Here is a 19787-nt window from a genome sequence, read left to right on the forward strand (position 1 = left end):
GGTGAAGCAGACGGCCATGGCGGCGCAGATGCATCAGGACCTGCCGTTCGAGCAACTGGTCGATGCGCTGCAATCGCAACGCAACCTGAGCCATAGCCCACTGTTCCAGGCGATGTTCAACCATCGCAGCGAATCGGCGTCGACACTGGCCGAATCCTTGCCGGGCATCGAGCTTGCTCATCTCAGTTGGGAACACCGCACCGCGCAGTTCGACCTGACCCTGGACACCAGTGATAACCCGCAAGGCCTGCACGCGTCACTGACCTACGCCACTGATTTGTTCGAGCCATCGACCATCGAGCGCATGGGCCGGCACTGGCTGAATCTGTTGCAGGGCCTGGTCGAGGACATCCACCGTCCGGTCGGGCAATTGGCATTGCTCGATGATCGCGAGCGGCAACTGACGGTGGTCGACTGGAACGCCACCGCCGTCGACTACCCGTTGCATCGCAGCGTGCAGGCGCTGATCGAAGAGCAGGTCGGTAAAACCCCGCAGGCATGTGCGCTGGTGTTTGCCGAGCAACGCCTGAGCTACGCAGAACTCAATGGCCGCGCCAACCAACTGGCTCACGTGCTGATCGAGCAGGGCGTCGGCCCGGATGTGCCGGTGGGTATCGCGGTCGAGCGGTCGGTGGAAATGGTCGTGGGCCTGCTGGCGATTCTCAAGGCCGGCGGTGCCTATTTGCCGTTGGACCCGGAATACCCGCAGGAACGCCTGGCCTACATGTTTGAAGACAGCGGCATTCAGTTGCTGCTGACCCAGAGCCATTTGCTTGAGCAATTGCCGATTCCGGCCGGCATTCGCAGCCTGGTGCTGGATCAGGACGGCGACTGGCTGGAAGGCCACAGCGACGGCAACCCGAGCATTGATATTGACGGGGAAAACCTTGCCTATGTGATCTACACCTCGGGCTCCACCGGTAAACCCAAAGGCGCGGGCAACCGTCATTCGGCACTGGTCAATCGCCTGTGCTGGATGCAACAGGCCTATCGACTCGACGCCACGGACAGCGTGTTGCAAAAAACGCCGTTCAGTTTCGACGTGTCGGTCTGGGAGTTCTTCTGGCCGCTGCTGACCGGTTCGACCCTGGTGGTGGCCGCGCCGGGTATTCATCGTGATCCGGCGCAGTTGATCGAACTGATCACCGCGCAACGCATCACCACGCTGCACTTCGTACCGTCGATGTTGCAGGCGTTCCTGCAAGACCCTGCGGTGGGCCAGTGCCGCAGCCTGACCCGGATTGTCTGCAGCGGCGAAGCCCTGCCAGTGGACGCGCAGCAGCAAGTGTTTGCCAAGCTGCCGAATGCCGGGCTGTACAACCTCTACGGCCCGACCGAAGCGGCCATCGACGTCACGCACTGGACGTGCATCGAGGAAGGGCGCGACAGCGTGCCGATCGGCCAGCCGATCGCCAACCTGGGTACTTACATTCTCGATCACGAGTTGTCGCCGGTGCCGGTGGGCGTGATCGGCGAATTGTATTTGGGCGGCGAAGGCCTGGCCCGGGGTTATCACCGTCGCCCATCGCTCACGGCAGAGCGCTTCGCGACCAGCCCGTTCGGTGACGGCCAGCGTCTGTACCGTACTGGCGACCTGGCGCGTTATCGCGCCGACGGGGTGATCGAATACGCCGGGCGCATGGACCATCAGGTGAAAATCCGTGGCCTGCGCATCGAATTGGGCGAGATCGAAGCGCGCCTGGCTGAACACGCCGAAGTCCGTGAAACCGTGGTCATCGCCCAGGACGGCACGCTGCTGGTGGCGTATGTGGTGCCGGCCCGCGACGCATTGCTGCATGCCGACGATGAAACTCGCAACGCCTTGCAGCGCCGCCTCAAGGAACACCTGAGCCAGACATTGCCGGACTACATGGTCCCGCAGCATTGGCTGTGGCTGGAAAACATGCCGGTCAGCCCCAACGGCAAACTGGAACGCAAGGCGTTGCCCAAGGCCGACACCACAGCCAGCAGCAAGGCTTACAGCGCCCCGACCAGTGCCATCGAACAAGCATTGGTGGAGATCTGGCAAAGCGTGCTGGGGCGGCCGCAGGTGGGGATCAGCGACAACTTCTTCGAGCTGGGCGGCGATTCGATCATCTCGATCCAGGTGGTCAGCCGGGCGCGTCAGGCGGGGATTCATTTCAGCCCCAAAGACTTGTTCCTGCACCAGAACGTGCAAAGCCTCGCGGCGGTGGCGAAGGTCGGCGACAGCGACTTGCGCATCGACCAGGGCCCGGTCACTGGCGATACGCCGTTGCTGCCATTCCAGCAGTTGTTCTTTGAGCGCGAGATGGTCGAGCCGCACCACTGGAACCAGTCGGTGCTGCTCAAGTCAGCCAAACCGCTGCACGCCGAACACCTGGAGCGTGCGTTGCAGGCGCTGGTCAGCCATCACGACGGGTTGCGTCTGGCGTTCAGTCGTCAGGGCGACAACTGGACCGCGCAACATCGTTCCTTGGCCGAGCAACAGGCGCTCTGGCAACAGTCGCCGCTGCTGTGGACCGCCGAGGTTGCCGATGCGGCGGCACTCGAACAGTTGGGCGAACAGGCACAGCGTAGCCTCGAACTGGCGAGCGGTAATCTGCTGCGCGCGGTGCTGGCGAACATGGCCGATGGCAGCCAGCGACTGTTGCTGGTGATCCATCACCTGGTGGTCGACGGCGTGTCCTGGCGCATTCTGCTTGAAGACCTGCAACAGACCTATGAGCAGTTGCAGGCCGGCCAAACGCTCACATTGCCGGCCAAGACCAGCGCCACCCAGGCCTGGGCGCGACGCTTGCAACAGCATGCTGACAGCCCGGCGATGCAGGCTCAGCTGAGGTTCTGGCAAGAGCAATTGCAGGATGCGCGCAATGACTTGCCCTGCGATCGACCCCAGGGCGAGTTGCATAACCGCCACGCCTTGCATGCGCACACCCGACTGGACAAACAGCAAACCCGCCAGCTGCTGCAGGAGGCACCGGCGGCCTATCGCACGCAGGTCAATGACCTGTTGCTGACGGCGCTGGCGCGGGTGATTGCGGACTGGACGGGTGAAGCCTCGACCCTGATCCAGCTTGAGGGCCATGGTCGCGAAGCGCTGTTCGACGAGCTCGATTTGAGCCGCAGCGTGGGTTGGTTCACCAGTCTGTTCCCGGTACGGCTGACCCCGGCGAGCACGCCGCAGGACTCGATCAAGACGATCAAAGAACAACTGCGGGCGATCCCCGATAAAGGCCTGGGCTTTGGCGCGCTGCGCTACCTGGGCAACGACCGCACCCGCCAGGTGCTGCAAGCCTTGCCCGTGCCGCGCATTACCTTCAACTACCTGGGCCAGTTCGATGCCGGGTTTGGCGACGAGGCGGGCGCACTGTTCACCCCGGCCAGCGAATCGGCGGGCGCGGAGCAAAGTCCGCTGGCACCGCTGGACAACTGGCTGACCCTGAATGGCCGGGTGTATGGCGGCGAATTGAGTATTGGCTGGACGTTCAGCGGGCAGATGTTCGATCCGTCGACCATCGAGCGATTGGCGCAGGCTTATGCGCGGGAACTGGGGCTGTTGATCGAGCACTGCTGTGAGGCTCGGCATCAGGGGCTGACGCCGTCGGACTTCTCGCTGGCCGGGTTGACGCAACGCCAGCTCGATGCGTTGCCGGTGACGCCACGCCAGGTCGAAGACATTTACCCGTTGTCACCGATGCAGCAAGGCATGCTGTTCCACACCCTCTACGAGCAGCAGGCCGGCGATTACATCAATCAGCTGTGCGTGGATGTCGAAGGCTTGAACGTCGAGCGTTTCCGCGAGGCCTGGCAAGCGGCAATGGATGCGCACGATGTGCTGCGCAGCAGTTTTGTCTGGGACGGCGAGTTCAAGCGTCCGTTGCAGGTGATTCACAAGCAACTGGCCGTGCCGTTCACCTTCCATGACTGGCGCGACCACAGCGATGTGGCCCTGGCGCTCAGCGAACTGGCGGCCGCGCAGCGCCAGCAGGGTTTTGACCTTGCCGCCGCACCGTTGCTGAACCTGACGGTGGTGCGTCTCGACACCGCGCGTTTTCACCTGATCTACACCAGCCATCACATCTTGATGGACGGCTGGAGCAATTCGCAGCTGCTCGGGGAAGTGCTGCAACGCTACAGCGGCCAGGTGCCGACGAACACGGCGGGGCGTTATCGCGACTACATCGAATGGCTGACGCAACAGGACGCGCAGGTCACCGAAGGTTTCTGGAAGGGCCAGTTGGCCGGGTTCGATGAGCCGACCCGGTTGGCCAAAGCGCTGGTGTGGACCGGCAGCGATGCGGCCAACACCGCTCAAGGCGAGCACTTCCTGACCCTGGACCAGGCGCAGACCGCCGGGCTCAATGGCTTTGCGCGGGAACAGAAAGTCACCCTCAACACCCTGGTGCAGGCAGCCTGGCTGCTGTTGTTGCAACGCTATACCGGGCTGGACACGGTCAGCTTCGGCGCCACGGTGTCCGGACGTCCGGCGCAACTGGCCGGGGTCGAACAGCAGATCGGCCTGTTCATCAACACTTTGCCGGTGGTCGCCAGCCCACGGGCCGAACAGCCGTTGGCGCAGTGGCTGCAACAGGTGCAGGCGCAGAACCTCGCCTTGCGTGAGCAAGAACACACCGCGCTGTTCGACATCCAGCGTTGGGCCGGGCAGGGCGGCGAAGCCCTGTTCGACAACATTCTGGTGTTCGAGAACTACCCGATCTCCGAAGCCCTGCAACAGGGCGCACCGCAAGATCTGCGCTTCGGTGAAGTGGGTAACTTCGAGCAAACCAATTACCCGTTGACCTTGTCGGTCAACCTCGGCGCTGAGTTGTCGTTTCAACTGAGTTTCGATCGTCAGCAGTTTGATGACGCCGCGATTGAACAACTGGCCGGGCATCTCGCGCACCTGCTGTTGCAGATGGTCGAGGCACCTGCCGCCAGTGCCGTGGGCGATCTGGCCCTGGTCTCGACCGCTGTGCGCGAACCGCTGGCACTGCCGGTCGATGAGGTGTGCGTGCAGCGTTTGTTTGAACGGCAAGCCGAGCGCACACCGCAAGCGCTGGCGCTGATTTTCGACGAGCAACGCCTGAGTTATGCCCAGCTCAATGACCAGGCCAACCAATTGGCCCGCGTGCTGCTGCAACACGGCGTCGGCCCCGAAGTGCTGGTGGGCATTGCGGTCGAGCGTTCGACGCAGATGATCATCAGCCTGCTGGCGGTGCTCAAGGCCGGTGGCGCCTACGTGCCGCTGGACCCGGAATACCCGGCCGAGCGACTGGGCGCGATGATCGAGGACAGCGGTCTGCGTGTGCTGTTGACCCAAAGCCACCTCGTGCCGAAGTTGCCAGAAGCTGCGGGTGTGACCGTCCTGAGCCTGGATCAACTGGATTACCCGACCCAGACCGACAATCTGCCGCAGCGCAGTGGCCCGCAAAACCTGGCGTATGTGATGTTCACCTCGGGCTCCACCGGGCGCCCGAAAGGGGTCGGCATCACTCAATCGGCGCTGACCCGTCATGCCCGGGTGGCCCTGGATTTCCTCGGCCTCACGCCGCAGGACCGCTCGCTGCAATTTGCCACGTTCAACTTCGATGCCTTTGTCGAGCAGCTTTACCCGGCGCTGATTTGCGGTGCCTCGGTGGTGCTGCGCGGGCCGGATATCTGGGACAGCGAGACCTGGTATCGCGAATTGCGCGACAAGCAGTTCAGCGTCAGCGACCTGACCACTGCCTACTGGAATATGTTGGCCAAGGACCTCGCGGCGGCGGGTCATCGTGACTATGGCGCGTTGCGCCAGATGATCGTCGGTGGCGAAGCCATGCCGCCGGAAGGTGTTGCCGCCTGGGGCCAGGCCGGGCTGGGCCATGTGCGCCTGCTGAACACCTACGGCCCGACCGAAGCCACGGTCAGCGCCACGCTGCTCGATTGCAGCGACTACGTGTCCGGCCGCAACCCGTTGCCGGTGACCATGCCGATTGGCCGGGCGTTGGGCGGTCGGGCGATTCATGTACTCGACACCCAGGGCCAACCAGCGCCGGTCGGTGTGGTCGGTGAACTGGTGATTGGCGGTGAGCTGCTCGCACGGGGCTACTTCCAGCGCCCGGAATTGACCGCCGAGCGCTTCATTCCCGACCCGTTCGATCCACTGGGCGGTGGCCGCGTGTACCGCACCGGCGACCTCGCGCGTTATCGCGCCGACGGCGTGATTGAGTACGTCGGGCGGGTCGATCATCAAGTGAAGATTCGTGGTTTGCGCATCGAGCTCGGAGAGATAGAAACCCATCTGCTGCGGGTTCCTGCGGTGCGTCAGGCACTGGTGGTGGCGCAACCGGGCGCCATCGGTCAGCAATTGGTGGCGTACGTGGTGTTCGACGATCCGGCGCAAGCCAGAGCCGATTCATCTACGCTGGCGGCGTTGCGCAATGACATCAAGGCACGCCTGAAGGCCAGCCTGCCGGATTACATGGTTCCGGCCCATGTGCTGTTCCTCGAAAGCCTGCCCCTGAGCCCGAATGGCAAGATCGATCGCAAGGCCTTGCCGGGCGTCGATGCCAGTCTGCTGGCGTCGGACTTTGTCGCGCCTGAAGGTGCATTGGAACAGCAGATCGCTACGGTCTGGCAGGACGTGCTGGAACTGCAACAGGTCGGCCGCGACGATCACTTTTTCGAACTGGGCGGGCACTCCCTGCTCGCGACGCAAGCAGTCTCGCGCCTGCGCAAACTCACGGCCTGTACGTTGAGCCTGCGCGACCTGTTCAGCCATCCGCGACTCAAGGACCTGGCGGCGTGGATCGCGCAGCAGCAGGGCACACCCGAGCCGAACGGCCACCACGGTGTGGTGCTCAAGGCCCATGGCACCCGGCACAGCGCACCGTTGTCGCTGGTGCAGCGTCGCTTGTGGATCGCCGAGCAATTGTCCGGCGGTACCGCGGCCTATGGCATGTCGATGGCCTTGCGTTTGCGCGGTGAGTTGTCGGTGGAACGGCTGATCAGCAGTTTCGCCGAGGTGGTGCGCCGCCATGAAGTGCTGCGCACCGCGTATACCCAGGACGATGAAGGTGACCCGATAGCCGTGATCGCCGAGCAGGTTGAACTGGATTTCCCGGTGATCGATTTGTCCGGTCTGTCCCGCAGTGCCCAGGAAGAATGGGTGGCACAAGCGGCACTGGAAAACGCGCGCACGCCGATTGATATGGAACACGCGCCACTGTTGCGTGGGCGGATCCTGCACCTGGGGCCGACTGAGCATGTGATGCTTTATGCGATGCACCACATCATTTCCGATGGTTGGTCAATGGGCTTGCTGGTCAACGAACTGGTGCAGATTTACCACCGCACCAAGGCCGGTGACCTGACCCCGTTGCCGGCGCTGGAGGTGCAGTATTCCGACTTCGCGCTGTGGCAGCAGGAACTGGAACAGCAAGGCGTGCTGGCGCGCCAGGCCGAGTACTGGAAAGCGCGGCTCGCGGGCTATGACGGGCATCTGAAGTTGCCATCGGACAACCCCCGTGGTTTGACACCGTCCTATGCGGGTGACTCGGTGCAGTTCAAGCTCACCACGCCACTCAGCACGGCCTTGCGCCAGTTGTCGATGGACGCGGGCGTCACGCTGTACAGCACGCTGCTGGCGTCGTTCCAGGTGTTGTTGCACCAGGTCAGCGGCGTTGCGGATGTGTTGGTCGGTGCCGACGTGGCCGGGCGTGAACAGCCGGAGCTTGAACGGTTGATCGGCTTCTTCGTCAACGTCTTGCCGTTGCGTTCGCAGTTCGACGCCGCCACACCGTTCGCCCGATTCCTGGGCCAGACCCAGGAATCCCTGCTCAGCGCCATGGAGCATCAGGACCTGCCGTTCGACATGATCGTCGACGCCTCGGACGTGCCGCGGCACAAGGGCATGAACCCGCTGGTGCAAGTGTTGTTCGTGATGAACAACCTGCCGGGACGCACCCAGGCCATGGGCGGTTTGAGCGTGGAATCGCTACCGGCGCTGGAGACCCATTCTAAATTCGACATGGCGTTGTTCGTTGACGATGAAGCAGGGCAATTGCTGGGTAATTGGCAATTCGCCACAACCTTGTTCGGACACGAGCGCATCCAGCACCTGGTGAAGGCCTGGATAGCCCTGTTGGAACAGATCGTCGCTGATCAGGACATTCTATTGGGAGCTATCAGCATGCCAGTCGACAATTTAGCGGTGGCCGCCAAGCCTGCCGTCCCCGGACCCAAGGCCGACAAACTCGGCAAGTTCCTCAAGCGCGGCGCCGCCCCGGCGGCCAAGGCCCGACCGGCGCCGATCCGCGAATCGCTGATCGCCGCGCCACAGCCGTTCCCGCTGCTGCTGGAACCGAACGAGCCGCACCTGGACTTGATCGAGTGGATCAACAACAACCGGCCGCTGATCGAAGAAAAACTCGCCAGGCATGCCGGGATTCTGTTCCGTGGTTTCGAACTGGATGGCATTCAAGGCTTCGAGGCGTTTGCCGAAGCGATCCAGCCAGGGCTTTACGGCCAGTACGGCGATCTGCCGAAGAAAGAGGGCGGCAAGAACACCTACCGCTCCACGCCGTACCCGGAACGCAAGATGATCCTGTTCCATAACGAGAGCTCCCATCAGGATCGCTGGCCGCGCAAGCAGATGTTCTATTGCGAGCAAGCCGCGTCCATTGGCGGTGCGACTCCAGTGGTGGATTGCCGGTTGATGTACGAAAAACTGCCGGCGGACCTGCGGGACAAGTTCGAGGAAAAAGGCCTGCTTTACGTGCGCACCTTCACCGACAACCTCGACGTGTCCTGGCAGCATTTCTTCAAGACTGAAGACCGTGCCGAGGTGGAGGCCCGTTGCCGGGCCGGTGGCATCGAATGGCGCTGGCTCGACAACAACGAATTGCAAACCCGCACCCCAGGCCCGGCCATCATTCGTCACCCGGTGACCGGCGCCAAATCGTTCTTCAACCAGGTGCAACTGCATCACATCTATTGGCTGGAGCCGGACGTGCGGGAAGACCTGTTGTCGATGTTCGGCCTGGACCGCTTACCGCGCCATGTGTTCTACGGCGATGGCACGCCGATCGAAGACGAAGTGATGCAACGCATCGGTGACTTGTACGAAGAATGCGCGGTGCGTTTCGACTGGCAAAAAGGCGACGCCATCCTGCTCGACAACATGCTGGTGGCCCACGCCCGTGATCCGTTCGAAGGCCCGCGCAAGATTGTCGTGGCCATGGGCGACATGTTCGACCGCAGCGCCCTTGAACGCGTAATGAACACCGAGGAAACCGGAGCATGAACGAGGTATCGATGGACCAGCAGGACCTGGGTTACGCCTTGACGCCTGAACAGCAACGGTTGCTGGAGCAGTTGCCCAAGGCCCCGGCCTGTGGTGATGCGCTGCATTTCCTCGAGGTCGAGATCAGCGGCGCCCTCGATCCGCAACGGGTGCAAAACGCACTGGATCGCTTGCTGGCGCAACAGCCGATGCTGGTTGCGCGGCTGGGCAAGGCGCCGGGTTTCCATGGTGTCCGGCAGTTCGTCGGGGGGGCGGAGCGCTTCCCGCTGAGCGTGCAGGCGAGGGTCGATACCCCGGCCGGTATTCAGGCTCAGCTCAGCGAATGGGCGGAACGTGCTTTTGTCGTCGGTGAATCCGAGGGCGCGCAAGCGGTGCTCTATCGCCTGGCCGATGATCAATGGAAATTGGTCTTGGGCCTGGCCCGGCACAGCCTCGATCAAAGCGGCGCGCGGTTGCTGTATCAGCAATTGGTACGGACCTATGGGCAATCAACGGCGGCGGACGATGATGAAAAGACCGGTGAATTCACCCAATACCTGGAATGGCGCAGTGAAGTGGTGCTCGACGAAGACGCGGCCGGCGCACGTATCTACTGGCAGGAACACCTGCAAGGCGCCGATCCCGATTTGAGTACCCCGTGGCTGGCCTATCGCGACGGGAATCCTGGATTGTCGTCGGTCACTGAATCGCTGGCGCTCACGCTCGATCCGGCACTGCGCAGCGGTTTGCAGCAAGTGGCCGGGACGTTGGAGCAATCGCCGAGTGTGGTGCTGCAAGCGGCCTGGTGGCTGTTGCTGGGTCGGCTCAGTGGGCATCAACAGGTGCTGGTCGGTGTGCGGCATGACAGTCGCGAAGATTACCAATACTTCAGCGATGCCGTGGGCGTGTTCGAGAAAACCCTGCCGCTGAACCTGTCACTGACGGCGAACGCAGGGTTCAGCACCTGGGTGGCGGCGTTGGCGGCGCGTCTGGATGAGCACCGTACGTGGCAGGAATACTGGGCGCCTGAACTGGCGCCGACGGCGGCTCGCCCGGCGTATGGTTTTGCCGTGTGCCGGGCCATGCAAGCCCCGACGTCCGCTGATCTGCAATGGACTCCGCGTTCGGCAGTGCGCGAAGCACTGTTTGAATTAATGCTTGAACTGGAAACGGACGAGGCGGGCAACGCCCACGCGTTCCACCTGCATTACAACGCGTCCCGTTACTCGGTCCAGGCGATGGAAGGGTTGCTGGCGCAGTTGCGCGTATTGCTGGAAAACATCGTTGCCAATCTTCACGCCGAACTCGGTCAACTGAAGGTGTTGGGAGCCGCCGAACAACAGCGCTTGCTGTCGATCAACCCGCCAGCGCGAGCACGGGTCGATAGCCGGTTCTTGCCGCAGCGCATTGCCGACTGGGCTCGGACCACGCCGCAAGCTATCGCCCTGACTGACGGCGATCAACGCCTGAGTTACGGGCAGTTGCAGGCGAAGGTCGAGGTGTTGGCCCAGGCATTAAAAGCCCAGGGCATGGCGCCGGGGGCTATCGTCGCGCTGGCCTTGCCACGCTCGGCGGAGCTGGTGATCGCCATGCTCGCGGCGTGGCGTATCGGCGCGGCGTACCTGCCGCTGGACCCGCAATGGCCGCAAGCCCGTCAAGCCTTGATGCTGGAACAGGCCGGCGCTGCGTTGCTGCTGGTGGACGCCGGGCACATCGCGCAATGGCACGATTATCCGTTGCCTCTGGCGACCGTGGATCGTGTGCTGCAATCGACCCCGGCGAGCACGTCGGCCATCATCCTAGACACACAGGGCGATCAGGCGGCGTACGTGCTGTTCACCTCCGGCTCCACCGGTATGCCGAAAGGCGTGGTCATCGAGCATCGGCAATTACTTAATTACACCGCTCACGTCAGCCAGGCCCTGGGGCTGGATCAATGCCAGCAGTTCGGCTTTACCTCCACGGTGGCGGCGGACCTGGGCAACACGGCGCTGTTCGGCGCCTTGTTCAACGGCGCCGCGCTGCATGTGGCCAGCGATGAGCAAATGCAGGACGGCAATTTGTTTGCCGATTTCCTGCAACGGCAGGCCATCGATTGCCTGAAGATCGTTCCGTCGCACCTGGCCGCGCTGCTCGACAGCGAACGCGCGCAACTGCCGCGCACGCTGGTGCTGGGCGGCGAGCCGATTGCCCAGGGATTGGTGCAACGGATCGCCGGTTTGCGCAGTGATTGCCGGGTGTTCAATCACTACGGCCCGACCGAGGCCACGGTCGGCGTGCTGGTTCATCCGCTGCATCTGGAGGCGGCGGTGCCTGACGCCGGCGTTCTGTCCCGGGTGTTGGGCAACAATCAGGTGTTTGTACTCGACGATAACCGGCAACTGGCGCCGGTCGGTGTGCTGGGCGAGTTGTACCTCGGCGGCGCGCAGTTGTGTCGCGGCTACGTGAATGTCGAGGCCGATTCGCAAGTGTTCATCCAGAGCCCGTTCAATCCGCAGGAGCGCCTGTACCGCACCGGCGACCTGGCCCGCTATCGCCCGGATCTGGCGATTGCGTTGCACGGTCGGCGCGATCAGCAAATCAAGGTGCGGGGTTTCCGTATCGAACTGGCAGAGATCGAAGCCGAGTTACTGCGTGTGCCGCAGGTCGCGCAAGCACTGGTGTTGCCGGGGCCGTCCGCGCAAGACGGGATGCTCGCGTTCATCGTGCCGCATCAGGCGCCTTCGGCGACTTTGCTCGATGCCGTTCGCGACGAACTGGCGCGGCGCCTGCCCAGTGTGATGCTGCCGCAGCACTTGCAGTTGATCGACAGCTTCCCGCGACTGGCCAACGGCAAGGTTGACCGCAAGGCCTTGCAACAACTCGCGTCCACCTCGGCTGACGATGAAGGCATGCAACCCCGCGATGCTCTTGAGCAATTGCTGGTGACGCGCATGGCGCAGTTGCTGGGGGTTGAGCGTCTGGGCATCGACCGGGACTTTTTCGCCGCTGGGGGCCATTCCTTGCTGGTGATCAAACTGGTGGCCGGCATTCGCAAGTTGTTGCAGTGCGAAATCCAGCCGGGCGTGGTGTTTGACCATCCGACCGTGGCGGGGCTGGCGGCGGCGTTGCGCTCCCGGGAAAGCAGTCCGGGTCAGTTGGAGAAAATCGCCCAGGCGCGGTTGCGTCTGGACAACATGAGCCCCGAAGAAAAAGCGTTGCTCACCGAAAAAGCCCGGCAACTGCAGAACGCCAAGACTGCACAAAACGGTTGAAGTAGCAGAAAAAAAGGCCGACGCCCAATGCGTCGGCCTTTTTTTTGAATTTTTGTGCAAATGATAAATAAACTCATTCCGGTTTTTGCGCGGTGCTGCGTCTTACTTACGTAAGCAGATAAATCGAGCCGGGCAGGGTAGCCACTGGGCTCAGGTTTTCCCAGCCGTACACATTTTTACCGCTGCCCGGACAAACGATCGTGCCCGGGGAGGGGCCGGTCATCGACTTGCGACACGTTGCCCGAGATGGCAGCCGATCCAGGTGGTTCACAGGTCCAGGCAGCGGCAGGGCACTCGATTGCCCATGGATCCTATCCATTTCAATTAAAAATAGAGAGCACGATGTCAGCAATTCATGAGTTGAAACCTCTGTTCAAGGCTTTGGTCATTGCCCGAACCCTGCGCTCGCGTCGCTCGTTGGCCGGTCTGGGCATGGCTTGCCTGCTGCCGCTCAGCGCGCAGGTCCACGCCGAAGACTTCACCCTCGACATTCCTGCCCAGCCTTTGCCCCAGGCGTTGCAGGCGTTTGGCACGCAGACCAATCAGCAGGTGATCTACAGCGCCGATGATATGACCGGCCTGCGCAGCACACGCGTCAGCGGCAAGTTGAGCAGCGAAGCGGCGATTGCCCAATTGCTCAAGGGCACGGGCGTGCACTACAGCTTTGAAGGCAACACGCTGATGCTGGTACGCGGCAGTTCGACCGAGGGTCTGGAACTGGGCGCCACCACCATCAACGCGCAACAGGTGGGCGCGACCACCGAAGGTTCGAATTCCTACACCTCGAATGCCGTGACCATCGGCAAGGGCACCCACACCCTCAAGGAAATCCCGCAGTCGGTCACGGTGATGACCCGCAAGCAAATGGATGATCAGGATATCGTCGATCTCAAGGACGCCGCCAACAAGACCACCGGACTGGTCGGTGCCCAAGGCGTCGGCAGAGGTTTGATCCTCTCTTCGCGCGGTTTCCAGATTGATGACTGGCAGTACGACGGTGTGCCGATCCCGCGCAACACTTACGCGCTGGGCAACTGGGCCACGCAGGACTTGATTTTCTTCGATCGCATGGAAGTGCTGCGTGGTGCGTCGGGCTTGCTGCAAGGCACCGGCAGCCCGGGTGGCGCGGTCAACCTGGTGCGCAAGCGCGGTCAGGCCACACCGACCGTGACCCTGACCGGCAAGGCCGGCTCCTGGGATCACTACGGTCTGCAACTGGACGCCGGTGGGCCGTTGAACCAGAACGGCACCATCCGTGGACGTTTCGTGGCCGACCAGGACGACACCCACACGTTCGTTGATTCCGAATGGTACAAGACCACCTCGCTGTACGGCGCGCTGGACTTCGATCTGAGCGAAGCCACCACCGTGGGCGTGGCGGTCAGCCAGTCCGACGGCGAATCGCGCTCGAATGTCCGCGGCTTCCCGCGTTACTCCGACAGTAAACCCATCGACCTGCCGCGCAGCACGTACACCGGGGCGAAGTGGAACCATTCGGATATCGACGTCACCACGCTCTACACCGATCTGGAACACCGTTTCAACGATGACTGGGCTTTCAAGATCGGCGCCGTGCGCATGACGGAAACCAACAAGGCGAAGAACCAGCGGGTGCAATCCACCGGCGATGGCATCAATCCCGATGGCAGCGGCGTGCAATACGCGGACTTCGTGACGGACATGGACTCCACCAAAGTTGCTCTGGACATGAACCTCACCGGCAAGTTCGAAGCCTTGTCCATGCCGCAGGAAATCATGGTGGGCGGCAACTATTCCAAATACACCTCGGACGACAAATACGCCCGAACCTTCAATGACAGCTCCGACAATATCTTCGACATTGATCACAACCGTCCGGATATCAGCTACGAAGGCTTGATCAATAGCCCCGGTGGTCGTGGGACTCCCAGCCAATACGACATCCGCCAGAAAGGCCTGTACGGCAGCTGGCGGGTCAAGCCTGTTGAAGACCTGACCCTGGTGCTCGGCTCGCGCGTCAGTTGGTACGACTACAATTACAAGTCTTCGACCCAGACCGCGAGCGGCATTACAGAAGATCCAAAAAGCACCGCCACTGAAACCGGAGAAGTCACGCCCTATGCCGGTATCGTCTATGACCTGAGCCGCGAATGGGCGGTCTACGCCAGTTACACCGACGTATATACACCGCAGACCGAACGCGATACCGCCGGCGCGGTACTCAAACCGATTATCGGCAGTAACTACGAGATTGGTCTCAAGGGCGAGTTGATGGATGGCCGGATCAATACCTCCGTGGCCCTGTTCCGTTACGACCAGGAAAACCGTGCCGTTCTCGATACGCAGGGTGCGCAAACCTGCGACGGTTGGTTCTGCTCGACGGCATCGGGCAAAGTGCGCAGCCAGGGTCTGGACGCCGAAATCAGCGGCGAAGTGATCGACAATCTGCAACTGTTTGCCGGCTACACCTACAACACCACCAAATACCTCGACGACCCTGACAACGAAGGCAAAATCTTCAGCTGGTGGACGCCTAAACACATGCTGCGTGTGTGGGGCAATTATCAGTTGAGCGGCGACTGGAGCCGTGTGAGTACAGGCCTGGGCTTTACCGCACAAACCCACACGATAGGTTTCGACCACTCCGTCAACGTTCCGGGTTACACCGTGTGGAATGCCCGCGTCGGTTACCAGCTCACCCCGGAAATCGAGCTGGCGATGAATGCCAACAACCTGTTTGACAAGACCTACTTCGCAGCGGCCTACAACCAGATCAACGGCAACAACAACTACGGTGATCCACGCAACGTGATGTTCAGCGTGAAATACACACCGGAGTTCTGAGTCCTTTGCACCAGCGTCAAAGTCCCGGCCCGCGCCCTTTTACCAGGGGCGCGGGCTAATCTTGTAGCAGCTGCCGAGCAGCGCGAGGCTGCGAAGCAGTCGTGAAATCAGGCACTGCAGTCTGTCAGATACACCGTACATTTAGGGTCTACGACTGCTGCGCAGCCGAACGCAGCCTCGCGCTGCTCGGCAGCTGCTACGGTATTACCTGAAGCACAAACAAAAACGCAGAAGCCATGGCTTCTGCGTTTTTGTTTGCCGTCGCTCGGTCAGCTACATGACTCGCCCTGGCAGCCGAGGAACACTTCGGTAAACGACTCCAGTAGCGACTCGCTGTAGATCATACTGCGGTGCGGCAGTGGTGAGTGGATCGAGGTGTGCAATTGGCCTGTCACGTTGTGGGCCCTGAGCAGTTGTTCCGAATACCGCACTTGCTCCAGGGTTTTATGCGACAGCGACCACCAGCAGCTGACCTGGACCTTGAGCAGCGGCAGCGAGAATTGTTCGAACGCCGCCACCAGACGTTCATGTATCGCATAGGCTTGCGCGTTCATGATCTCTTGCTTGATGCCTTCCAGGGTCGCGATCATTTCCTGTTCCCCGGTCGCTGTCTGTTCGCTGGCCCAGCGATAGAAGGCCTTGAGGTCGGCCGTCGGGTTCCGGGCGATGAAGCTCGCCGCCGCCGGTTCCAGATGCGCGAACATCAGGTTGAAGACTTCGAGTGCTGCCAGCAGTTCGTTTTCCGCGCTGAGGTGGTTCGGGTTGTCTTCTTCCTGAGGCTTGCGCGGCAGGTCGGCAGGCAGGTCACGTTCCGGCAGAGTGGTGTCAACGAGGCCGAGGAAGGTCACTTCCTTGCCCTGGCGCTCCAGGTGGGCGGCGACGTCCATGGCAATGGCGCCGCCCAATGACCAGCCCATCAATCGGTAGGGGCCGTGGGGCTGCTTCTCGACGATCTGTGCGCTGTAGTCGGCAATCATCTCGGCCCATGTCTGAGCGTTCGAGTCTTTGTCGGCAAAGCCCTTGTGCATCACGCCGAAGGTCCGGGCATGGGCGCTGAGTTTTTTCGCCAGCGGCTGATAACAAAACACGATACCGCCGCTGGGGTGCAGGCAGAACAGTGGTGGTACCGACGCTGTCGAGGCATTGAGTTCGACCACGCATTGCACATTCTGCTGATGCTCCCGTGCGATGAATCTGGCCAGTGCCTGGACATTGGGGTGAGCCAGCATGTGTTGCAGCGCCAGTTTGATGCCCAGGCGCGCGTTAAGGGTCGAGATGAATTGAATGGCCAGAATCGAGTGGCCACCGAGTTCGAAAAAGTTGTCGTCCAGGCTGACACGCTCGACCTGCAACGCTTCTTGCCAGAGTTCGGCGAGCGCCTTTTCCAGTGGCGTTTCGGGGGCAATGAAGTGGCGCTGCGTCTGGCTGAGGTCGGGCTGCGGCAGGGCCTTGCGGTCGAGCTTGCCGTTGGGGCTCAACGGCATGGCGGCCAGTACCAGCAGATGACTGGGCACCATGTAGTCGGGCAGATTGGCCTTGAGCTCAGCCTTGAGGGTTTCGCGCAGGTCGAGTTGCTGCTGCTCGCTCAGCGAGTCGCTTTGGGCCACGACATAGCCGACCAGTTGCAAACCCACCGCGCCTTCCCGGGCAACCACCAACGCCTCGCGGACCTGCGGCGATTGCAGTAGGCATGACTCGATTTCCCCGAGTTCGATGCGGAAGCCGCGAATCTTCACCTGGTGATCCAGCCGGCCTGCATACTCGATCACACCGTCGGCGCGATAGCGCGCCAGATCGCCGGTGCGGTAGAGACGACCGCCGCCCTGAACATCGAACGGGTCGGGGATGAAACGCTCGGCCGTAAGCTCAGGTCGCTTGAAGTAGCCGCGTGCGAGCAGGTCGCCGGCAATCATCAGTTCACCGACGACGCCCACCGGCACTGGCTGGCCGCCGGCATCGAGCAGGTAAATCGCCCGTCCGGCCAGAGGCTGGCCGATCGGCATGCTTTTGGGGAGGGCGATTTGCCCTGTCACGTAGTCGCTGCAATCCAGCACCGTGGCGCTGACCGTCGTTTCCGTCGGCCCGTAGGTGTTCAGCAGCTTCACGTGCCCGAGCCCGGCCTTGCCCCAGGCCGCCACGCCCTCCGGTGGCATCGCTTCGCCACCGACGATCACTTGCCGCAGTGCACCGTAGTCGCGCTGCCCGGCAGCGGCGAAGTCCTTGGCCAGCATGTTCCAGTAGGTGGTGGTCAGGTCGCTGACGCTGAACTGTTTGTCGAGCAGTTCGCGGTACCAGGTTTCACTGTCCCAGATATCCGGCCCGCGCAGCACCACCGAGGCGCCGCAGATCAACGCCGGGTAAAGCTGCTCGACAAAGGCATCGAAGTTGAACGTGGCGAACTGCAGGGACCGGTCCTGTGCGGTCAGGCCGAGAAACTCCAGCGCCACCTGGGCGTGACGGGTTAACGCCGCCTGGGTGATGCCGACCCCTTTGGGGCGACCGGTGGAACCGGACGTGAACATCACATAGGCGAGGTTTTGGCCGGTGGTGCGGCAGGGCGGGTCAAGTGCGGGCAGCGTCCCCCGGACATCGATGTCGTCGACGCAGCGTCGCTGGACGCCGGGCATCGAGGGCAGCCGATCCAGCAGCGAACGCTGGCTCAGCAACACGCTCAGGCCACTGTCTTCAATCATCCAGGCCAAGCGTTCCTGCGGATAATCGGGGTCCAGTGGCACATAAGCGCCGCCGGCCTTGAGCACCGCCAACAGGCTGATGATCATGTGCGCCGAACGCTCCACGGCAATGCCCACCAGCACTTCCGGTCCGACACCCTGTGCAATCAACGAGTGGGCCAGGCCATTGGCGGCGGCGTTGAGCTGGGCATAGCTGAGCTCAAGGTCGTTGAAGATCAGGGCTACCGAGTCGGGGGTTGCCAGCGCCTGGCGTTCGAACAACTGATGCACGCCGTCCTCAGGCATGGCTGACGCGGGCGGATTCCACTGCTGCAACTGAACCTGGCGTTCGTCGCTTGCCAGCAGCGGCAATTCGCCGAGCGCACGCAGCGGATCTTCCGTGAGTGCATGGAGCAGGTTCAGCCAGTGCCGGGCCAGGCGTTCGAGGGTCGCGAGGGCGTAGAGGTCCCGGCTGTATTCGAGACTCGCGTGGATGCCCTCGAGCGAATAGCCGACGTCCAGGGACAGATCGAATTTGGCCTGGCTGGGCCCCGCGCCGAGGAACTCCAGCGCCAGCCCGTCCAGGTCGATCCGGTCCGGTTGCCCGGCTTCGGTGCGCCAGTTGAACAGCACCTGGAACAGCGGATTGGCGTGTTCGCTGGCGTGCAATTGCAACGCGTCGAAACTCAATTCCAGCGGGTAATCGCCATGGTCCAGTGCCGCCAGCGATTCGCGCCGCAGCCGCTGGAGAAAGTCTGCGCAGGACAGCAGCGGATCAATGCGCGCCCGGTACACCTGGGAGCTGACGAAAAAGCCGACCAGATCTTGGGTTTCGCTGCGATTGCGGGTGGCGTTGGGTACGCCGACGGTAAAGTCGTGTTGGCCACTGTAGCGGCTCAATAACAATTGCCAGGCCCCGAGGGCCACGACGAAAGGCGTCAGTTTTTGCTGCTGGCAGAAGCGGTTCAGGGCTTGCGCGAGGGGGGCGGGCACACTGAAGTCATACTGCCCGGCAGGGTGGCTGTGCCGGGCATTTCGTGGGAAGTCCACCGGCAGATCGAGGGCCGGCAATGTTTGCCCCAGATACTCTTGCCAGTAGTCGGCGCTGCTGGCGCAGATTGCACTGTGCAGGTATTCGCCGCGCTGCCAGGCGGCATAGTCGGCGTACTGGATGGCCGGGCGGGGCAAGGGTGATGTATCGCTGCTGCCGGCCTGGGCAAAGGCCCGTGTCAGGTCTTGCATCAGAATGGCATTGGACCAGGCATCGGAAACGATGTGGTGCATGTTCATCAGCAACAGATGCTCGTCGGCCGAAATCTGCAACAGAGTCGCCCGCATCAGCGGCGCCTGACGCAGATCGAACGGCGTGCCGGCCTGGGCCTCGATACGTAGCGCGATCCGGTTGGCGCGGGCCTCGTCCGACAGGCCCGACAGGTCTTCATGGCCGAGCAGCAGTGTTGCCTGCGCATCGACCACCTGCATGGCGCAACCATCGATTTCGACGAAGGCACTGCGCAAAATATCGTGCCGCTCAAGCACCTTGTTCAGGGCTGTTTCCAGCCGCCGGGGTGCCAGGGGGCCGGTGATGCGCATGACACGGGGCAGGTTGTAGGCGGCGTTGTCCGGTGACAGTTGCTGGAGAAACCACAGCCGCTGCTGGGCGAAAGACAGCGGCGCCGGGCGCTGATTGGCGCGGGCGGTTATCCCCTGGGGTTGATCACCGGCATCGGCCAGCAACAGCGCCAGTACATCATCATCGATCAAATCGTTCATCGGGGCTCTCGTAGTCGGCGG

The 19787-nt window shown here is 62.2% G+C and carries 4 protein-coding genes (1 of these 4 only partly in view); 3 read left to right on the forward strand and 1 reads right to left on the reverse strand.

Features of this window, described 5'->3' with window-relative positions; translation table 11 throughout:
• From AF70_RS01555 to AF70_RS01565, 3 genes are all read left to right on the forward strand, one after another.
• Nucleotides 1-9265 carry the 3' portion of a non-ribosomal peptide synthase/polyketide synthase gene (locus AF70_RS01555; RefSeq protein ID WP_028941174.1) on the forward strand. 4256 nt of this gene lie to the left of the window's left edge, so only the last 9265 of its 13521 coding nucleotides appear in the window; the start codon falls outside the window, past its left edge; its stop codon occupies nt 9263-9265.
• Nucleotides 9262-12498 carry an amino acid adenylation domain-containing protein gene (locus tag AF70_RS01560; RefSeq protein WP_028941175.1) on the forward strand — a complete coding sequence of 1079 codons (3237 nt, stop codon included), beginning with the start codon at nt 9262-9264 and terminating at the stop codon, nt 12496-12498. The genes AF70_RS01555 and AF70_RS01560 overlap by 4 nt, the downstream gene beginning before the upstream one ends.
• 342 nt (nt 12499-12840) lie before the next feature.
• Complete coding sequence (locus AF70_RS01565) at nt 12841-15321, forward strand: TonB-dependent siderophore receptor (RefSeq protein ID WP_028941176.1); 2481 nt, start codon at nt 12841-12843, stop codon at nt 15319-15321.
• A 269-nt stretch (nt 15322-15590) separates the two neighbouring features.
• Here AF70_RS01565 and AF70_RS01570 read toward each other — a convergent pair whose 3' ends face one another.
• Nucleotides 15591-19766, reverse strand: coding sequence for a non-ribosomal peptide synthetase (locus AF70_RS01570; protein ID WP_028941177.1), 4176 nt, complete (start codon nt 19764-19766; stop codon nt 15591-15593).
• Nucleotides 19767-19787: the final 21 nt, after the last annotated feature.

Origin of the sequence: Pseudomonas sp. KD5, from assembly GCF_012932895.1 — a bacterium.
Lineage (GTDB): Bacteria > Pseudomonadota > Gammaproteobacteria > Pseudomonadales > Pseudomonadaceae > Aquipseudomonas.